Raw genomic sequence first — 15,856 nt, forward strand, 5'->3', positions numbered from 1 at the left:
CAGTAAAAGTGTCTGTCAGTTACGTGTTGCATTGACGATAGCAAAGCGCTGGACGCTCGTTTAGGTGATATTCGCGAGCACCTCTGCAGTGCTGCTGATCGTGATCTGCGGCGGATAGAGCCCCATCACGTGGACCGCCGCGGCATGGTTCTCGGCCGTCGAGCCTGCGCAGGCGTCGGCGGCGACGGTGATGTGCGCGCCGGCATCCGCTGCCGCCAGGGCAGTGGAGATCACGCAGCAGTCCGTCGAGACTCCGGCGAGGACGACGTGCGCGCCGCCGCCGACGATCGCCTCGATCTCCGGCCCCCACTTGCCGAAACTGGGCAGGTCAAGGGGCGGATGCGGGGACAAATCGCGGGCCGCGGGAACGAGGTCGAACAGCGCATCCGTCGGCGGCTGATCGGCGAACGGCCACGCCGCGAAGTACGCACCCCATGACGTGGAACGGTCGGCCGTCGGCATCCATCTGGTGACGAGTACGCGGTCGTCGAAAGCATCCGCCAGAGCGCGGATGCGCGGCATCGCCTCAGCGAAGAAGGGCGAGCCCCACTCCGAATCGGTCGCGGCGAAGATGTTCTGCGGATCGATGACGACGAGCCACGTCTGCCCACTCGCTGACGCTTCGACGGGCTCAGCGACCGAAGCGGGCTCAGCGACCGAAGCGGGCTCAGCGACCGAAGCGCTCATCTCTCCTCCTGCCGCCGGATCTTCCCGGCGCGAGCGAAGTACGTCACAACGAACGAGACGACGAGTGCGAAGAAGACGCCGAGGTTCGCGTAGCCCCAGTCATCCCTCAACCCGAACAGATCGAGGAAGTATCCCTGCCAGTCATTCCACGCGGCATCCGAGAACTGATTGATGACCAGGCCCCAGCCGATGACGCTGGTGACGACCATCGTGATGATCGAGGTCCAGTCCCAGGCGCCATAGCGGCCGTTGGCGTCGAAGAGGGCGTCGTCGTCGTAAGCCTTCTTGCGGCGCAGAATGTCGGCGATGAGGATGCCAGCCCACGAGGCCAGCGGCACACCGAGGGTGATGAGGAACGACTGGAAGGGGCCGAGGAAGTCCGTGGCGAAGAACACCACGATGATCGTGCCGATGGTGAGGATGACGCCGTCGATCGCCGCGGCCGAGGGCCGCGGAATGCGGATGCCGAGACTGATCAATGTCAGCCCCGAAGAGTAGATTCCGAGCACAGCGCCAGAGACGAGAGCAAGAACGGCGGTCAGCAGGAAGGGGATGAGCACCCAGATCGGAAGGATCGCCGCCAGCGCACCGATCGGATCCGCCTGCACAGCGTTGAAGAGGTCTTCGTCAGAACCCGCCAGCAGCAGGCCGAAGATCACCAGGACCACCGGTGCGATGGACCCGCCGATCGTGTTCCATGCGACGATCGCGCCATCGGATGCGGTGCGCTTCTGATAGCGCGACCAGTCGGCGGCGATGTTGATCCAGCCGAGTCCGAAACCGGTCATCACCATCACCAGTGCGCCGATTGTCTGAGCGAGGCTGCCACTGGGGAGTGCCATCACGGCGGCGAAATCGATGTGCGAGAAAGCGAGGATCACATAGAGGATCGTGACGGCACCGGTGATCCAGGTGAGCACCGATTGCAGCTTCATGATCGTGTGATACCCGAGAACGGATGCCGCGACGATGAGCGCGGCGACGATCACGGTGGCGATGATCTTCAGGGCGACGCTGTCGCCGTCGCCGCCGAGCTGCGTGATCACGGTCGCGGTGGCGAGCACGGCCATGATCGCCAGGAACGTCTCCCAGCCGATCGAGGTCAGCCACGAGACGATGCCGGGAACCTTCTGCCCGTGCACGCCGAACGCAGCGCGGGAGAGCACCATCGTCGGCGCGGAGCCGCGCTTGCCGGCGATCGCGATGAGGCCGCAGAGCAGGAACGACACCACGATGCCGATGACGGAGACGATCGTCGCCTGCCAGAACGAGATGCCGAAGCCCAGGACGAACGAGCCGTAGGACATCCCGAACACGGAGACGTTGGCTGCGAACCACGGCCAGAACAGGTCGCGCGGCTTAGCGGTGCGGTCGGACTCGGGGATGACCTCGATTCCGGCGCGCTCAATCAGTCCTGGTGCCGCGGCAATCTTCTCTGACATGCCATCATCTTGGCACCACTGCCGTGCCGATGGAATCAGATGCCGAGTGCTGATGAATCACGCGCGGGTGTCGATGGCGCCGGTCCCCGGTCCCCGGTCGGGGCGTGCGCCGGTCCCCGGTCGGGGGATGCGCCGGTCCCCGGTCGGGGAGGGGTCGCGTTTTGCCGCATGCGCGCACGTCGAGCGGCCCTTCGCGACACCTGCTGAATCGGGCGCCAGCGGGAGGGGTCGCAAAGGGTCGCTGCGCGGTGGTCGCGGCGGCCATTCGCGACACCTGCGACTCCTGGCCGGGCCCGCCCGGGACCGTCAGGCGGCGAAGAAGGCCTCCGCGACGCGAGTCAAGGCGTCGAGGTCGGCGACGCCAGCCAACTCGCGAGCGGAGTGCATCGAAAGGATCGGGATGCCGACGTCGACTGTGCGGATGCCGAGACGAGTGGCCGTGATCGGGCCAATCGTCGACCCGCACGGCACAGCGTTGTTCGAGACGAACTCCTGCGACTGCGCTCCGGCGGCCTCGCACCACTTCGCCCAGGCGGCAGCGCCCAGAGCATCGGTCGCATAGCGCTGGTTGGCGTTGATCTTCAGAATCGGGCCCGAGCCAAGAAGCGGCTGCACGACCGGGTCGTGCTTGTGCGCATAGTTCGGGTGCACCGAGTGTCCGACGTCGCTTGAGAGGTGCCAGGATGCCGCGAACGCGCGGCGCTGCTCGGTGGCATCGGCGCCGAGGCCGGCGTAGACCCGGGCCAGGATGTCTTCGAGGAAGGGGCCGGCGGCGCCGGAGCGCGACGCGGAGCCGAGCTCTTCGTGGTCGAAGGCGGCGAGGATCGCGATGCCCGGTCCCTCGAAGGTGTCTGCGGCGAGCGAGGTGAGAGCGACGACTCCGGCATGCACCGAGGCGAGGTCGTCCAGGCGGCCCGAGGCGAAGAAGGCGTTGTCCTTGCCGAACACGGCTCCGCGAGCGGAATCGGCAACGACGGCGTCGAAGCCGCGGATGTCAGCGGCGTTCACTCCGGCGGAGGCGGCGAGTTCGCCCAGCAGATCTTCGGCGGTCGGGTCGCCCAGGCCCCACACCGGCTGGGTCTGGAACTGCTTGTCCAGCGCCAGGCCGCTGTTTGCTTCGCGGTCCAGGTGAACGGCGAGCTGCGGCAGGCGCAGCAGTGCTCCGGTGTCGGCGAGCACGACGCGGCCATCGGCCAGGGCGAGGCGCCCGGCCAGGCGCAGTTCGCGGTCGAGCCACGAGTTCAGCAGCGGACCGCCGTAGACCTCGACTCCGGCCTGCAGCCACCCGCGGGATCCGGTGGTCGGCTTCGGCTTGAGTTTGAAACCGGGGGAGTCGGTGTGCGCTCCGAAGATCTGCGAGGGCGTGGTGGGCGAAGCATCCGCCGGCACCGCCCACGCGATTGTGGCGCCATCGCGGACGACGACGAACCGGCCACCGGCCTGCGTTGGCCACTCATCTTCCTCTTCGAGCCGAACGAATCCGACTTCTTCGAGGCGGCGGGCCACCTCTTCGGCGGCGTGATAGCTGGAGGGGGACGCGGCGACGAAGTCGGCGAGGTCCTCGGCGTGCGCGAGGGCAGAAGGCGTGACGGACATGCCTTCGATCGTAGCCGCGCCGGTTATGAGGTCAGCCGAAGTCCACGAGGCCGGCGCGCGCTGCCGTGACGATGATCTGCACGCGGTCGCGCACATGCCATTTCGACATGATGCTGCCGAGATGCGCTTTCACGGTGCCCTCGGAGACGATCAGCACGCGGGCGATCTCGGCGTTCGACATCCCCTGGGTGAGCCGGTGCAGCACGTCGGTCTCGCGCTCGGTGAGAGGTTCGAGTTCGGGTGTGCTGGATGCTGTGGGCTTGGTGTCACGTACGTGATCGATGAGCAGCGACGCGATGATCGGCGACAGCGAGCTCGCGCCGCTGTAGACCTCTCGAACAGCGGCGAGGATGCTCTCCGCGCTGGAATCCTTGAGCATGTATCCTGCGGCGCCGGCGCTCAGCATGGGAAGGACGGTGTCCCGGCCGGCGAGTGTCGTCACCGCAAGGATGCGCACCTCAGGCCAGCGTTCGGCGATGATCGCGGTCGCCTCAATGCCGTTCATCTCTGGCATCTGCACGTCCATCATGATGACGTCCGGGCGGTCTGCCTCGACGAAGGTGATCGCTTCAGCACCAGTGGTGGCTTCACCGATGACCTGGATCTCCGGATCGCGGGACACGAAGTGTGACAGTGCTGTGCGAACCAGAGGGTCGTCATCGACGACGAGAACACGGATTTCTGGCATGGGGGAAGCCTAACGGCGAAGCGGTACGTCACCGCGGGCCTAGACCTTTGGCTAGCAAGGTCTGACCGGTGGTCTGATGTGCAGGGTGTTGGTTGTCGAGAAGATGGGGGCAGTTATCCGACAAACGACTAGCTCGGGGTGGTGAACACTATGTCTTTTTGGCAGATGCTTGCAAAGGCTTTCGGTCTCTGACGCTAGCGCACCTGGCGAATAGGGGATACTGCAACTATGGCTTTCGGTCGGTCGCTGCGGAATGAACCTGGCGCCATCCGATTGACGCAGGGCGGACGGCTGAGCCCTCTCGAACGCGTCGCCACTCTGGTGGTCGTCGGCGGGCTCATTGTCGTTGACATCGTCGGCATCGTCATATTCGGTGCCAATCCCCTGACAGCGGTGGTCAGCATCGCGACCACAGCCGCTTTCGCGCTCTACCTCTGGAAGCCGTGGGTGGCAACCTGTGCGCTCGGCGTGGTGTTCGCGCTCTCGTTCATCACCGGCACCGGATCAGAAGTGATTCTCGCCGCCGCGATCGCGGCAGGCCTGGTCATGCGGCTGGGGCGAACCGTGCTGATCCTGTCTTACGCCGGCGGCTTTCTTGTCGCAGTCGCGATGATCGCATTCACGGGCACGGCTATTCCCGTCACCGTCGGGATCTACCTGATCATTGCGACGGTGGCAGGCGCGACCGGTTTCGCTCTTCGGGTGGCTTTTGATCGAGGGCATCGCCTCGAGCAAGAACTGGCCGAGCGTGCCGAGCGTGAGAAAGAAGCGGTCCTCGCTGAGCGGCGGTGGATCGCCGGCGAATTACACGACAGCATCGCGCACCACCTGACCGTCGTCGCACTGCATGTGCAGATGCTGGATGCCTCAGACAAGCGCAAAGAGTCTCAGGACGCGATCCGCGGCGCGGCGAAGAAGGCCATGGCTGACCTCCGTTTCGTCATCGAACTTGCGGATGATGGGCCGCGTTCGTCCGCAGCTCACTCGGGTGATCTGGCCGCGGCTATCGACGAGGCCCGGGGTGAAATCGAGTCCGCGGGCTATCCGGTGTGCAGCGAGGGAAACCCGCAGGATGAGCGACTGCCTCGTGTCGCGGAGATCATCCTGAGCCGGATTGTGCGCGAGTCGGCTACGAACATTCTGAAGCATGCGGGACCCGGAAACGTGAGCGTCCGGCTGATCGTCGACGATGACTCAGCGGCTTTGGAGATCTGCAGCCCGCTTCCGGCGACGCCCCGGCGCGATCTGCCCTCCAGCAGCACTGGTCTGAACCGCATGGCTGAGCGCGTGGTCGGAGGCAGCGGTGAGTTCAGCGCGGGCGTGGTCGATGGGCGGTGGGCGGTTGCGGCTCGGCTGCCGATCCGGTGACAGGGGCCACGGCATCCTCTGAGAGATCATTGGACGAAAGTCCAATGCGCTTGCGACCTTCGGCACTTCTCGTGGCTTTCATCGGTCAGTAGCGTGAGTGGCACCCCAGAAATAGACGTCCCCAGCGTCTGATCGCGGGCGCGGACTTGGTACTAGAGTCCATGCGCTCGCGATCGTCTGTTTTTACGGTGATTCGGGGCGATCCGCGTGGGGAACTGCCGGTCCGGGTGGCACGTGAGTTTGCCTGCTGTTTACCCGAACGAAGGACTGGTGAACGCCAGCCGAACGTTCACTCGAACGGCGTATTCACCGGGCGCTGCGGTGTCACAGTAGGTGCTGAACACCCCTCAGCATCGAAAGGCCGTCATGACCGTATCCACTGCCGATTTGGTGGTCGTCGGATCCGGGATCGTCGGTCTCGGCGCTGCCTACGCCGCCGTTCGTCGCGGCCTGCGAGTGATCGTCGTGGACCGGACGGCTGAGCCCGTCGGGGCGACGATCCGCAACTTCGGGCACGTGTGCATCGGTGCCCAGACGGGGATCGCACGCGAGTTCGCCGATACCTCGCGCGAGATCTGGCTGCGTTTGGCGACTGACGCCGGCTTCTGGGTGCGCGAGTCCGGCACGCTGATCGCCGCCCGCGACAGTGACGAGCTCGCCGTGCTCGAGCACGCGGCAGGTGCAGACCTGCGGATGCTGGATGCCGCTGAACTGCTCGAGCGCGCCCCGCTTCGTCCCGACTCGATCATCGGCGGAGCGCTCATCACACCCGACCTGCAGACGAATCCTCGCGAAGCCGCGGGCGCTATCGTCACTCACCTCTCCCGCCTCGGCGTCGAGTTCCGCTTCCGCACCGCGGTGACGGCGGTCTCGGCATCCGCTGTGCACACAACGCGCGGACAGATCGACGCGGGCCGGGTCGTCGTCGCGGTGAATCACGACATCGACCAGTTGCTGCCGGAGATCGCCGAACGTGCCGGCGTCGTCCGCTGCGCACTCGACATGATGCGCGTCGCCGCCAACCTGCCACGCACTCTTGATGCGCCGCTGCTGACCGGATGGTCGCTGCTGCGCTACGGGCGCTTCGCCTCCGCCGCGGCGGATCGGCTGCGCGAGCGACTGCACGCCGAGCATCCACAGCTCGCGGCCCTCGATCTCAACCAGATGTATACGCAGCTGCCGGATGGCACGCTCATCTTCGGTGACTCGCACGTGCGCGGCATGCAGCCGGGTCCCTTCCAGCCCGAGGCGGCGTTTGACGCATTCCTTGCCGAGGCGCGAACGCTGTTCGCCGCCGAGAGGTTCCGCGTCATCGAACGTTGGCAGGGCGTCTACGCCTCCGGGCCGGGCGAGTTCCTCATCGAGGAGCCGGAGCCAGGCCTGCACGTGATCGCGGCAACGACCGGCATCGGCATGACGACGGGTCTGGGGCTCGCCGAACACACACTTCAGACCGCATTTGACCGGGCATCGCAGCCCGCACAGGGAGGAACCCCATGACCGCCATCGAACTCGTCGTCTTCGACATGGCCGGAACGACCGTCCGAGACGACGGCGTCGTCGAGCAGGCCTTCGCGCGCGCTGCCGAGCGAACCGGAGTCGCCGATCGGATGCCGTGGGATGACGCCCTGCAATACGTCCGCGACACGATGGGCATGTCGAAGATCGACGTGTTCACCCACCTTTCCGGTGGCGACACGGACGCGGCTGTTGCCGCCACCGCTCAGTTCGAAACGGCGTACTCCGAGATCGTCGCCGAGCAGGGTGTGACGGAGATTCCCGGCGCTGCGGCCACGATCGCAGCGCTGCGCGACGCCGGACTCACGGTCGCACTCACCACGGGCTTCGCCCCCGTCACTCGCGACGCACTGATCGATGCCCTCGGCTGGCATGATCTGATCGACATCGCGCTGTCGCCGGTGGATGCTGGTCGCGGACGCCCTGCGCCGGACCTCATCCTCACCGCGCTGCTGCGCACCGGGACCTCGTCTGTGCAGGCGGTCGCCGTTGCTGGAGACACCAGCAGCGACGTGCGCTCCGGTCGTCGCGCGGGTGCGGGCTTCGTCGCCGGCGTCCTCAGCGGCGCTCACGCTCATGATGTGCTGGCGGATGCCGGTGCCGATGCGGTGCTCGACGACATCACCGCTGTGCCCGCGGCGCTGCGCGAACGCGGACTCCTCGGTGCTGGTCGCGACGCGGCCGTCGGCACCACCCTCGCTCAGGCGCTGTGACGTGCGCGTACTGCTGCCGCAGGATGAGCGGCACGACGTCGCGCTGAGACCCGCGGCGACGGCGATGGTCTGGGTCGGCCCCAGCCAAGCACATGAGACGATTGCTGTGCCCGGGGTCGCCCTGGGCCTGAAGGATGTGCTGGTCGCGATCGAGCTGTCGACCATCTGCGGCTCGGACGTGCACACGGTGCAGGGTCACCGATCGGCTCCCATTCCGCTTGTGCTCGGACACGAGAGCGTCGGGCGGGTGATCGCCATCGGTGAGGCGGGTGTGCTGGCTGCCGACGGCAGCGAGTTGCGCATCGGCGACCGCGTGGTGTGGTCGGTGACGGTGTCCTGCGGAACCTGTGAACGATGCCAAGCCGGGCACACGCAGAAGTGCGCGGTGCTCGCCAAATATGGGCACGAGCGCATTGAACCGCGCTGGGAGCTGACCGGAGGATTCGCCACGCATGCGCATCTGCGCGTGGGAACGGCAATCGTGCGGGTGCCGGAGGCGCTGCCGGCCGCGGTGTTCGCGCCGGCCTCGTGCGCGACGGCCACGGCCTGGGCGGCGGTCGCACGCGCAGCGGCCGGTCGGAGCTTGGAAGGGCTGCGTGTTCTCGTCTACGGCGCGGGTCTGGTCGGGCTGTCGGCCGCGGCAATTGCAGCGGATGCCGGAGCTCAGGTCAGCATCGTCGACCCTTCACCTGCGCGCCGCAGTTTCGCGGAGCGATTCGGGGGAGTGGGACTCGCTGCCGCTGTCGAGCCCGCAGACATCGTGATCGAGGCATCCGGCCACGCTGTCGCCGACGCGCTGGCTGCAGCCGACGTCGGAGGAAGCGTGGCTCTGGTCGGCAGCGTCTTTCCGGCACCGCCCGTGCCGCTGGATGCCGAAAGCATCGTGCGGCGTCTGGTGAGCGTGGTGGGCGTGCACAACTACACGGCCGACGACCTCGTCGGGGCAGTGGGTTTCCTGGCCGGTCGCGGACGTGCGTATCCGTTCAGCGAGGTGATCGGCGCGGTGCATCCGCTGCGCGATGTGGATGCTGCACTCAGCGCAGCATCCGCGCCCGGAGCGCCGCTGCGAGTCGCTATCGATCCGCGCTGACATCGGGCAGGCTGGTGTGATGCGCACACCAGCCTCGCAGAGCACCGCCGTGGGCGTAGCTCTGGTCGTCGGATCGTGCCTCTCGCTGCCTTTTGGCGCCGCCATCGCCACCCAGCTGTTCCCAGCCCTCGGCGCGTGGGGAGTGACATCACTGCGCATCGGGATCGCCGCACTTCTGCTGCTGGTGATCGTCCGCCCGCGCGTGCGCGGCTGGAGCAAGCAGCAATGGATCACCGCCGTGCTGTTCGGTGTCTCCCTCACGGGGATGAACGGCTTCTTCTACGCCGGAATCGAGCGCGTTCCGCTGGGCCCCGCCGTGGCGATCGAGTTTCTCGGACCGCTCGTGCTCGCCGCCGTTCTCACCAGACGCCTCCTCGACGGCGTCTGGGTCACCGTCGCCCTGATCGGCATGGCGTTGCTCGGTGTGGACGGCATCCTCGGCGCAGACCCGCTCGACCCCCTCGGCGTCTTCTTCACCCTGATCGCAGCGGGGTTCTGGGCGTTCTACATCCGCATGAGCGCCAGTGTCGGCAAGGCGATTCCCGGCAGTGGGGGTCTCGTGGTCGGGCTGCTCGTGGCATCCGTTCTTCTCCTCCCGATCGGTGTGCCCACGACGATAGCCGCGGCATCCGACATCACCCTGCTGCTGCTCGCGCTCGCCACGGCGGTGCTCTCTTCAGTGATTCCCTACAGCTTCGAACTGGCGGCGCTGCGCCGACTTCCGCAGCGCGTCTTCGGTGTGCTGCTGAGCCTCGAACCGGCTTTTGCCACACTCGCCGGATGGCTCGTGCTCGCCCAGAGTGCGACACCCTTGAGGCTCGCGGCCGTCGCGCTGGTGGTCGTCGCGAGCGTGGGAATCACCGTGGGTGCGCGCCGTTCCGCGCGGGTTGCAGGCGGCGCAGGCGGCGCGGGCGACACCGGCGGCACGACCGACGCCGATCGCACAGGCGCCGCGGATGCGACGAAGGGCCCGGAAGAACCGCCGGCGGTGTTCACCGGGACGATCCCGATCATCCCGAACTGACCCAGCACCCCGCTCACACGCTCGTCGGCAGCGGATAGCGACGCCGCAGGATCACCCGCTGCACGAGCGTCCACACGACAGTCACCGTCAGATACAGCCCTGCTGCCAGCGGCACGAACACCGCGAAGACGGCGGTCAGATAGTGCAGGGCGTTCATCATCCCGAGCATCCCGGGCGATGACATCGGGGAATCGTCCACGGCGACGGGGCGGAAGATGCGCCGCGTGATCTCGGCGACGACGATCATGATCGCGATGAGCACGCCGGAGACGACGAGCGTCGGAAGCGAGAACGGACCGGTGAACAGCATCGTGACCAGACTCGTGCCCAGCGACGCCCCGAACAGATCATGCGTGAGCAGTTCGTTCGCATGGCCGGCGATGTCGGTGCGCAGGAACAGCGTGTAGAGGATGCCGATCACCGGCGCCTGCGCGAGCACAGGCAGACATCCCGCGAACGGCGACGTGTTCTCGTCCTTGTAGAGCTGCATCGTCTCGCGCTGCAGCTTCTCGGGGTTCTTCTTGTGCCGCTTCTGCAGTTCGCGCAATCGCGGCGCGAGCCGGGCGCGGGTCTGCTCGGCTTTGGCCTGGGAGATCCCGACCGGGATGAGCAGCGCACGCACGAGCAGCGTCACCAGAATGACAGCGGCCGCGGATGCTGCGGTTCCGGCCAGAGGTTCCAGCAGTGCAGACAGCGCGGTGAGAGCGCCGTAGGCGGCGTCGAGGATCGCCGCGATGGGCCCGAAGGCGTAGATGTCCAAAAGATAGTCCGTTCAGAGTGAGGGGAGTGTCGGCGTGATGCCGTGCTCCCGTCACTGGCGGACGATCACACGGCGCGCACGACTCCCGGTGCTCGCGGACGCGGGTGGCCCGCGGCATCCGGATCACTCTGCGAAAGCAGCACGGATCGATCGATGGCGCGCAGCGGATGCGGCGAAGAGCCCTGGCCAGTCTCGGCGATGCCGAGCGTGATGGCGACGATGAGCGTCGCGACGGCCACGAGGGCGAGTGTCAGGCTAAGAGCGGCGAAATCGAGCGTTGCCAGGTCGGGCATCGCGAGCAGCCCGAGCGCGGACAGCACCAGCTGCACCACCTGCTCGAACCAGTCCGCCATGTCACAGAGATTACCAGTGGGCACCTGAGGCGTAGCCTCGGAGTATGAGCGATCTGCGTGAGGTTTTCGGCATCCAGCATCCGATTCTGCTCGGCGCATTCGGCGGGCTGTCCTCCGTCGCGCTGACCGCGGCCGTGAGCGAGGCCGGCGGCCTCGGCGCTTATGGGCTGTACGGCTACGACGGTGACCGCATCCGGTCCACCGCTACCGAGCTGCGCGCCGCAACCGACAAACCGTTTGCGCTGAACATCTGGCTTCCGACCGGAGATGAGGTGGCGCCCGGTCCGCAGCACACGGTCTTCGCGCAGGCGCTGGAGCCGTTCTACGAGGCCGTCGGCGTGGAGGTTCCCGCGCGTCCCGAGCGCTACCTGCCGCCGCTGGACGAGCAGCTCGACGCGATTTGGGATGCCGCTCCCGCCGTACTCAGCGTCGTCTACGGGGTGCCATCGGGCGACGTCGTCGAGGAGGCGCATCGGCGTGGGATCCGAGTTGTTGGCACGGCGACGACGGTGGCCGAGGCCGTCGTGCTCGCGGGTGCAGGTGTGGATGCTGTCATCGCCAGCGGCGCCGAAGCGGCAGGTCACCGGGTGTCTTTCCTGCGCACGCCGGAGCAATCTCTGGTGGGCACGTTCGTGCTCGTGCCGCAGGTGGTGGATGCCGTGTCGATTCCGGTCATCGCAGCCGGAGGCGTTGCCGACCGGCGCGGTGTCGCGGCGGCCCTGGCGCTCGGGGCATCCGGTGTGCAGGTCGGCACGGCGTTCCTGGGGACGCGCGAATCCGCAGCTAACGATGCGCACCGTGCGGCCATTCGTCGCACCGCCGCCGACGAGAGCGTCCTGACGAAGGCGATGAGCGGACGCCTGGCCCGCGGCGTCCGCAACCGCACCGTGCGGGCGATCGAGGCCAGCGGCACGATCGCACCGTTCCCGATGCAGAACTGGTTGACCGGGCGCTTCCGCGCTGAGGCGGGCAAGCAGAGTCTGGGGGAGCTGCAGTCGCTGTGGCTCGGCCAAGGGGCCCCGCTGGCGCGGTGGGATGCGGCGGACGAGGTGTTCGCTGAGCTGGTGGCGGGGCTACCCGACCACTGAACCAGATTCCCGACCTGGCTAGAAGTTTGGCTATAATGGCTAGATGGCTCAGCACAATGTTCTCGACGCGCGGAACAACCTCTCGCGATTGATCGCGGAGTCGCAGTCCGGCGAGGATGTGGTGATCACGAAAAGGGGCGCCCCAGTGGCGCGTCTGGTCCCGATCGGTCCGGTCGATCTGATCAGGAGTGGCACCGCACTGATCGAATGGATCGAGTCCAATCCGGTGCCAACGAGACTCTCTCGGACGAGCGCAGAACTGGATGCCCAGATCGCTGCAGCGCGGGATTCCTGGGAATGATCTACCTGGATTCGTGCATCCTCATCTATGCGCTGGAAGACCGGAGTGCGCGCGGGGATGCCGTGCGAGCCGCTCTGAGTCAGACCAGGTCGCTGGTGGGCGCAAGCGATCTCGCTTTGCACGAATGTTTGGTGGTCCCGTTGCGGGAGAAGAACGTTGAGCTCCGGGACCGCTACCTGGCGATCTTTGACCGACTGGAGCGGATATCCCTCGACGCCGCGGCATTCATTCGCGCTGCAGAGCTGCGCGCGGATTTCGGGCTCAAGACTCCGGATGCTCTGCACCTGGCTGCGGCGCAGCTGAGCGGATGCGACGAATTCTGGACTAACGATAAGAGGCTCGCCGCGGCATCCCATGGCCTCGCGGTCGATGTCGTGAATTGACCTCCGACCGACCGACAGGCAGACCCACCCTGCTGCGGCGTCCCCGCGCGCCTACCCCCTGCTCCGGTCGCAATTCGTGCTGCTAACAGTGGGGTTTAGCGACACGAAGTGCGACCGGAACGGGTTGTGAGGGTCTGGACCGGCGCGGGCCGCGCGACCCACGAGGGCGGCGCGGGACCGGCCGGAGCGGGTGGTGTGGGCGCGCGAAGCGCTACAGAATAACGGTCGAGCGGCCGTGCACGATCACGCGGTCCTCGGCGTGCCACTGCACAGCACGCGCGAGCACCAGCCGCTCGACGTCGGCGCCGCGGCTCTGCAGCTCGGCGGCCGAGTCGGAGTGCGTGGCACGTGTGACGTCCTGCTCGATGATCGGGCCCTCATCGAGGTCGGCCGTCGCGTAGTGCGCGGTCGCACCGATCAACTTCACGCCCCGCTCTTTCGCACGTGCGTACGGGTTCGCCCCGATGAACGCCGGCAGGAACGAGTGGTGGATGTTGATCACCGGAGCGCCGACCTGCTCGATGAAGTCGTCGGTGAGGATCTGCATGTACCGCGCAAGCACGACCAGGTCGACGTTGCCGCGCAGCAGGTCGAGCTGACGCTGCTCCATCAGAGCCTTCGCCTCGGCGCCTGAGCCGGAGGGAATGTGTACGAACGGCACACCGAAAGTGCGCACGGACTCGGCGAGATCGGGGTGGTTGGAGATGACCATCGTGATGTCGACGTCGAGCTGACCACGCTGGGTGCGCCACAGCAGCTCCATCAGGCAGTGGTCGTACTTCGACACGAAGATCGCCACACGCTTGCGCTTGGCCACGTCATGCAGCGACCACTCCATGCCGAACCGCTCGCCGACATCGCCGAGATCGGCTTCGAGCGCGAGGCGTGCGGCCGAGAGGCCGGGCAGGTGAATCACCGTGCGCTGGAAGAAGCGTCCGTCCTCGGCATCGGTCGAGTGCTGATCGAGCGAGATGATGTTCGCGCCGTGCTCAGCAAGCACGTTGGCGACGGCGGCGACGATGCCGGGCTGGTCGTCACAGGCGATGAGCAGACGTGCGGTATCGGGTTGAGACATGGATGCTCCTTGCAGAAGTTCTGTGTCGATTCTGCCCCGTTCATCCGGGGCTGGCGAATCGAGCGCGCCGACCGCAGTGCCGATACTCTGAGCGAGTGAACGCGAGCGAGGCCGGACTGGTGCTGATACCGCTGCTGGCGGTTGCCGCGCCCTTGCTGGCCCGCGGCATCCGCCCGGCGCTGCGCGTGCCCATCATCGTGTTCGAACTGCTCCTGGGCATCCTGTTCGGGCCGGCAGTGCTCGGCTGGGTCGAATCGGGTGTCGTGCTCGACAGGCTCAGCGATTTCGGCCTCGCGATGCTGTTCTTCATGGCGGGCGCCGAGATCGACTTCCGCGCTGTCTCCGGTCGTCCGCTGCTGCGTGCTTCGCTCGGATGGCTGCTCAGCCTGCTGCTCGGCATCGGTGTCGGATTCCTCATCGCCCCCGATGAGGGCATGGTCGTGATCGGCATCGCGCTCAGCTCGACGGCGCTGGGCACGCTCATGCCGATCCTGCGTGACGCGCGTGAGCTGGATACGCCGTTCGGTCGGGTCATCTCCACGATCGGCGCGGTGGGGGAGTTTCTGCCGCTGATCGCGATCTCGATCTTCCTCAGCACCCGCAGAGCGCCGATCGCCGCCGCGGTCCTGCTGGCTTTCGTCATTCTCGCCGCGGTTGTGGTGCTGCTCGCCCATCGCGCGCCGCACGGGCGTCTGCACGAATTCATTCGGGCCACGCTGCACACATCCGACCAGTTCGGTGTGCGATTCGTGCTGCTGCTGATCTCCGCCCTGGTCGCGCTCAGCGTCCTGTTCGATCTGGACATGCTGCTGGGCGCATTCGTCGCCGGCGCTGTCTGGCGCATCATCATGGCGAGGGCGCCGAAGCCGGATGCCGAAGCTATCGAGAGCAAACTCGAGGCGATCGCGTTCGGGTTCCTCGTGCCGGTCTTCTTCATCTATACCGGCGTCACCTTCGATCTCGCATCGCTCACCGCCTCACCTCTCGCACTTGTCCTGGTGCCGGTGTTCCTGATCGCGCTGCTGGTGATCCGGGGCAGTGCCGCACAGTTCTCGGCACCGTCGGACGCCGGTGGCAAAGACCGCATGTCGATCGCGATGCTGGCTGCCACCGGACTGCCGATCATCGTGGCGGTGACCGCGATCGGCGTGAACGAGAAGATCTTGGACCCGGCGATCGCCGCGGCGCTGGTGGGCGCGGGGATGCTGTCGGTGTTGATCTACCCGCTGATCGCGATGACGCTACGCGGCGACCGCGAGCGGTTGGATGCTATCGAGCAGGACCAGCCGCAGGGAGAATTGTGACCGCTTCGGAGATGCTGTCCGGCGCACGCGCCGCGCTCGCGGATGTGTCCAAGGAAGGCCTCGGCGAAGAACGCTCGTCCCGCTGGCGCGGGGATCGGATCGTTCGCGTCGGCGAGGCATGGCACGTCGGCGTGCTGCTGCTCACCGATGATCGCGTGCTCGCTACCGCCGAGATCCTGCGCGCCGCAGATCCCGGGCGTCGTGGCTATACGGCCGAGTCGGCGCGCGAGCGTGCTGCGCGTCGACAGATGGCGCTGCGTGGTGGTTTCACCGAGGGCGAGGTCGTCCACGTCGGCTGGTCGGTCATTGATGTGGATGTGGTGGATGCCGGCGGCTCATCCGGCCCGCTCGCATCGGTGGATGCCATCCCGCACGTGCGCTGGTCGCCGACGGGTGCGTACATGCCGCTGGACGCCTATCTCCGCGAACGCATCGAGCTGATGCGAAGCCTCTGACACTCGTCGGG

At 66.8% G+C, this 15,856-nt stretch carries 17 protein-coding genes; 10 read left to right on the forward strand and 7 right to left on the reverse strand.

Annotated elements, in window-relative coordinates:
* Positions 1-60: 60 nt before the first annotated feature.
* The 4 genes from ACSS7Z_RS08920 to ACSS7Z_RS08935 form a co-directional block, all read right to left on the reverse strand.
* The gene (locus ACSS7Z_RS08920) at positions 61-687 is read right to left on the reverse strand and encodes a cysteine hydrolase family protein (protein ID WP_438254204.1); all 627 of its coding nucleotides are present in this window, start codon (positions 685-687) and stop codon (positions 61-63) included.
* The gene (locus ACSS7Z_RS08925) at positions 684-2,129 is read right to left on the reverse strand and encodes a purine-cytosine permease family protein (protein ID WP_438254205.1); all 1,446 of its coding nucleotides are present in this window, start codon (positions 2,127-2,129) and stop codon (positions 684-686) included. The genes ACSS7Z_RS08920 and ACSS7Z_RS08925 overlap by 4 nt, the downstream gene beginning before the upstream one ends.
* Before the next feature lie 306 nt (positions 2,130-2,435).
* Positions 2,436-3,725 carry a M18 family aminopeptidase gene (locus tag ACSS7Z_RS08930; RefSeq protein WP_438254206.1) on the reverse strand — a complete coding sequence of 430 codons (1,290 nt, stop codon included), beginning with the start codon at positions 3,723-3,725 and terminating at the stop codon, positions 2,436-2,438.
* A 31-nt stretch (positions 3,726-3,756) separates the two neighbouring features.
* Positions 3,757-4,413 carry a response regulator gene (locus tag ACSS7Z_RS08935; protein ID WP_438254208.1) on the reverse strand — a complete coding sequence of 219 codons (657 nt, stop codon included), beginning with the start codon at positions 4,411-4,413 and terminating at the stop codon, positions 3,757-3,759.
* A gap of 228 nt (positions 4,414-4,641) precedes the next feature.
* Here ACSS7Z_RS08935 and ACSS7Z_RS08940 point away from each other — a divergent pair, with 228 nt between their 5' ends.
* The 5 genes from ACSS7Z_RS08940 (at position 4,642) to ACSS7Z_RS08960 (ending at position 10,126) form a co-directional block, all read left to right on the forward strand.
* Positions 4,642-5,781, forward strand: a complete 1,140-nt coding sequence (locus ACSS7Z_RS08940; protein WP_438254209.1) for a sensor histidine kinase — start codon at positions 4,642-4,644, stop codon at positions 5,779-5,781.
* Between the two features lie 366 nt (positions 5,782-6,147).
* Positions 6,148-7,281 (forward strand): TIGR03364 family FAD-dependent oxidoreductase, encoded by a 1,134-nt coding sequence (locus ACSS7Z_RS08945; RefSeq protein WP_438254211.1) that lies wholly within the window; start codon positions 6,148-6,150, stop codon positions 7,279-7,281.
* Positions 7,278-8,012, forward strand: coding sequence for a phosphonatase-like hydrolase (locus tag ACSS7Z_RS08950; RefSeq protein ID WP_438254212.1), 735 nt, complete (start codon positions 7,278-7,280; stop codon positions 8,010-8,012). Before ACSS7Z_RS08945 ends, ACSS7Z_RS08950 begins: the two co-directional genes overlap by 4 nt.
* Position 8,013: 1 nt before the next feature.
* Positions 8,014-9,102, forward strand: coding sequence for an alcohol dehydrogenase catalytic domain-containing protein (locus ACSS7Z_RS08955; protein WP_438254214.1), 1,089 nt, complete (start codon positions 8,014-8,016; stop codon positions 9,100-9,102).
* Positions 9,103-9,121: 19 nt separating this feature from the next.
* Complete coding sequence (locus ACSS7Z_RS08960; protein WP_438254216.1) at positions 9,122-10,126, forward strand: EamA family transporter; 1,005 nt, start codon at positions 9,122-9,124, stop codon at positions 10,124-10,126.
* Between the two features lie 13 nt (positions 10,127-10,139).
* On the opposite strand, the gene ACSS7Z_RS08965 is transcribed toward ACSS7Z_RS08960, so the two are convergent.
* Together ACSS7Z_RS08965 and ACSS7Z_RS08970 are read right to left on the reverse strand one after the other, a co-directional pair.
* Positions 10,140-10,886, reverse strand: a complete 747-nt coding sequence (locus ACSS7Z_RS08965; protein WP_438254217.1) for a YidC/Oxa1 family membrane protein insertase — start codon at positions 10,884-10,886, stop codon at positions 10,140-10,142.
* Positions 10,887-10,951: 65 nt separating this feature from the next.
* Positions 10,952-11,239 (reverse strand): DUF6412 domain-containing protein, encoded by a 288-nt coding sequence (locus ACSS7Z_RS08970; protein WP_438254218.1) that lies wholly within the window; start codon positions 11,237-11,239, stop codon positions 10,952-10,954.
* A gap of 44 nt (positions 11,240-11,283) precedes the next feature.
* On the opposite strand from ACSS7Z_RS08970, the gene ACSS7Z_RS08975 reads away from it, so the two are divergent.
* The 3 genes from ACSS7Z_RS08975 to ACSS7Z_RS08985 are packed head-to-tail and all read left to right on the forward strand — an operon-like array spanning position 11,284 to position 13,011.
* Complete coding sequence (locus ACSS7Z_RS08975) at positions 11,284-12,327, forward strand: NAD(P)H-dependent flavin oxidoreductase (protein ID WP_438254220.1); 1,044 nt, start codon at positions 11,284-11,286, stop codon at positions 12,325-12,327.
* A 43-nt stretch (positions 12,328-12,370) separates the two neighbouring features.
* On the forward strand, positions 12,371-12,628 hold the full coding sequence (locus ACSS7Z_RS08980) for a type II toxin-antitoxin system Phd/YefM family antitoxin (protein ID WP_438254221.1): 258 nt from the start codon (positions 12,371-12,373) through the stop codon (positions 12,626-12,628).
* Positions 12,625-13,011, forward strand: coding sequence for a type II toxin-antitoxin system VapC family toxin (locus ACSS7Z_RS08985; protein ID WP_438254222.1), 387 nt, complete (start codon positions 12,625-12,627; stop codon positions 13,009-13,011). The genes ACSS7Z_RS08980 and ACSS7Z_RS08985 overlap by 4 nt, the downstream gene beginning before the upstream one ends.
* A 211-nt stretch (positions 13,012-13,222) precedes the next feature.
* Here ACSS7Z_RS08985 and purU read toward each other — a convergent pair whose 3' ends face one another.
* Positions 13,223-14,086, reverse strand: a complete 864-nt coding sequence (purU, locus tag ACSS7Z_RS08990; protein ID WP_438254223.1) for a formyltetrahydrofolate deformylase — start codon at positions 14,084-14,086, stop codon at positions 13,223-13,225.
* A gap of 95 nt (positions 14,087-14,181) precedes the next feature.
* On the opposite strand from purU, the gene ACSS7Z_RS08995 reads away from it, so the two are divergent.
* Entirely contained in the window at positions 14,182-15,390 is a 1,209-nt protein-coding gene (locus ACSS7Z_RS08995) for a cation:proton antiporter (RefSeq protein WP_438254225.1), read from the forward strand.
* Positions 15,387-15,845, forward strand: coding sequence for a glutaminase (locus ACSS7Z_RS09000; RefSeq protein ID WP_438254226.1), 459 nt, complete (start codon positions 15,387-15,389; stop codon positions 15,843-15,845). The genes ACSS7Z_RS08995 and ACSS7Z_RS09000 overlap by 4 nt, the downstream gene beginning before the upstream one ends.
* Positions 15,846-15,856 lie beyond the last annotated feature (11 nt).

The organism is Microbacterium wangyouchuni (assembly GCF_051546305.1).
GTDB lineage: Bacteria > Actinomycetota > Actinomycetes > Actinomycetales > Microbacteriaceae > Microbacterium.

Bases quoted from the DNA above. Each gene is read 5' to 3' on its own strand.
- ACSS7Z_RS08920 (WP_438254204.1), bottom strand. From the start codon at position 687: ATGAGCGCTTCGGTCGCTGAGCCCGCTTCGGTCGCTGAGCCCGCTTCG.
- ACSS7Z_RS08925 (WP_438254205.1), bottom strand. From the start codon at position 2,129: ATGTCAGAGAAGATTGCCGCGGCACCAGGACTGATTGAGCGCGCCGGA.
- ACSS7Z_RS08930 (WP_438254206.1), bottom strand. From the start codon at position 3,725: ATGTCCGTCACGCCTTCTGCCCTCGCGCACGCCGAGGACCTCGCCGAC.
- ACSS7Z_RS08935 (WP_438254208.1), bottom strand. From the start codon at position 4,413: ATGCCAGAAATCCGTGTTCTCGTCGTCGATGACGACCCTCTGGTTCGC.
- ACSS7Z_RS08940 (WP_438254209.1), top strand. From the start codon at position 4,642: ATGGCTTTCGGTCGGTCGCTGCGGAATGAACCTGGCGCCATCCGATTG.
- ACSS7Z_RS08945 (WP_438254211.1), top strand. From the start codon at position 6,148: ATGACCGTATCCACTGCCGATTTGGTGGTCGTCGGATCCGGGATCGTC.
- ACSS7Z_RS08950 (WP_438254212.1), top strand. From the start codon at position 7,278: ATGACCGCCATCGAACTCGTCGTCTTCGACATGGCCGGAACGACCGTC.
- ACSS7Z_RS08960 (WP_438254216.1), top strand. From the start codon at position 9,122: ATGCGCACACCAGCCTCGCAGAGCACCGCCGTGGGCGTAGCTCTGGTC.
- ACSS7Z_RS08970 (WP_438254218.1), bottom strand. From the start codon at position 11,239: ATGGCGGACTGGTTCGAGCAGGTGGTGCAGCTGGTGCTGTCCGCGCTC.
- ACSS7Z_RS08975 (WP_438254220.1), top strand. From the start codon at position 11,284: ATGAGCGATCTGCGTGAGGTTTTCGGCATCCAGCATCCGATTCTGCTC.
- ACSS7Z_RS08980 (WP_438254221.1), top strand. From the start codon at position 12,371: ATGGCTCAGCACAATGTTCTCGACGCGCGGAACAACCTCTCGCGATTG.
- ACSS7Z_RS08985 (WP_438254222.1), top strand. From the start codon at position 12,625: ATGATCTACCTGGATTCGTGCATCCTCATCTATGCGCTGGAAGACCGG.
- purU (WP_438254223.1), bottom strand. From the start codon at position 14,086: ATGTCTCAACCCGATACCGCACGTCTGCTCATCGCCTGTGACGACCAG.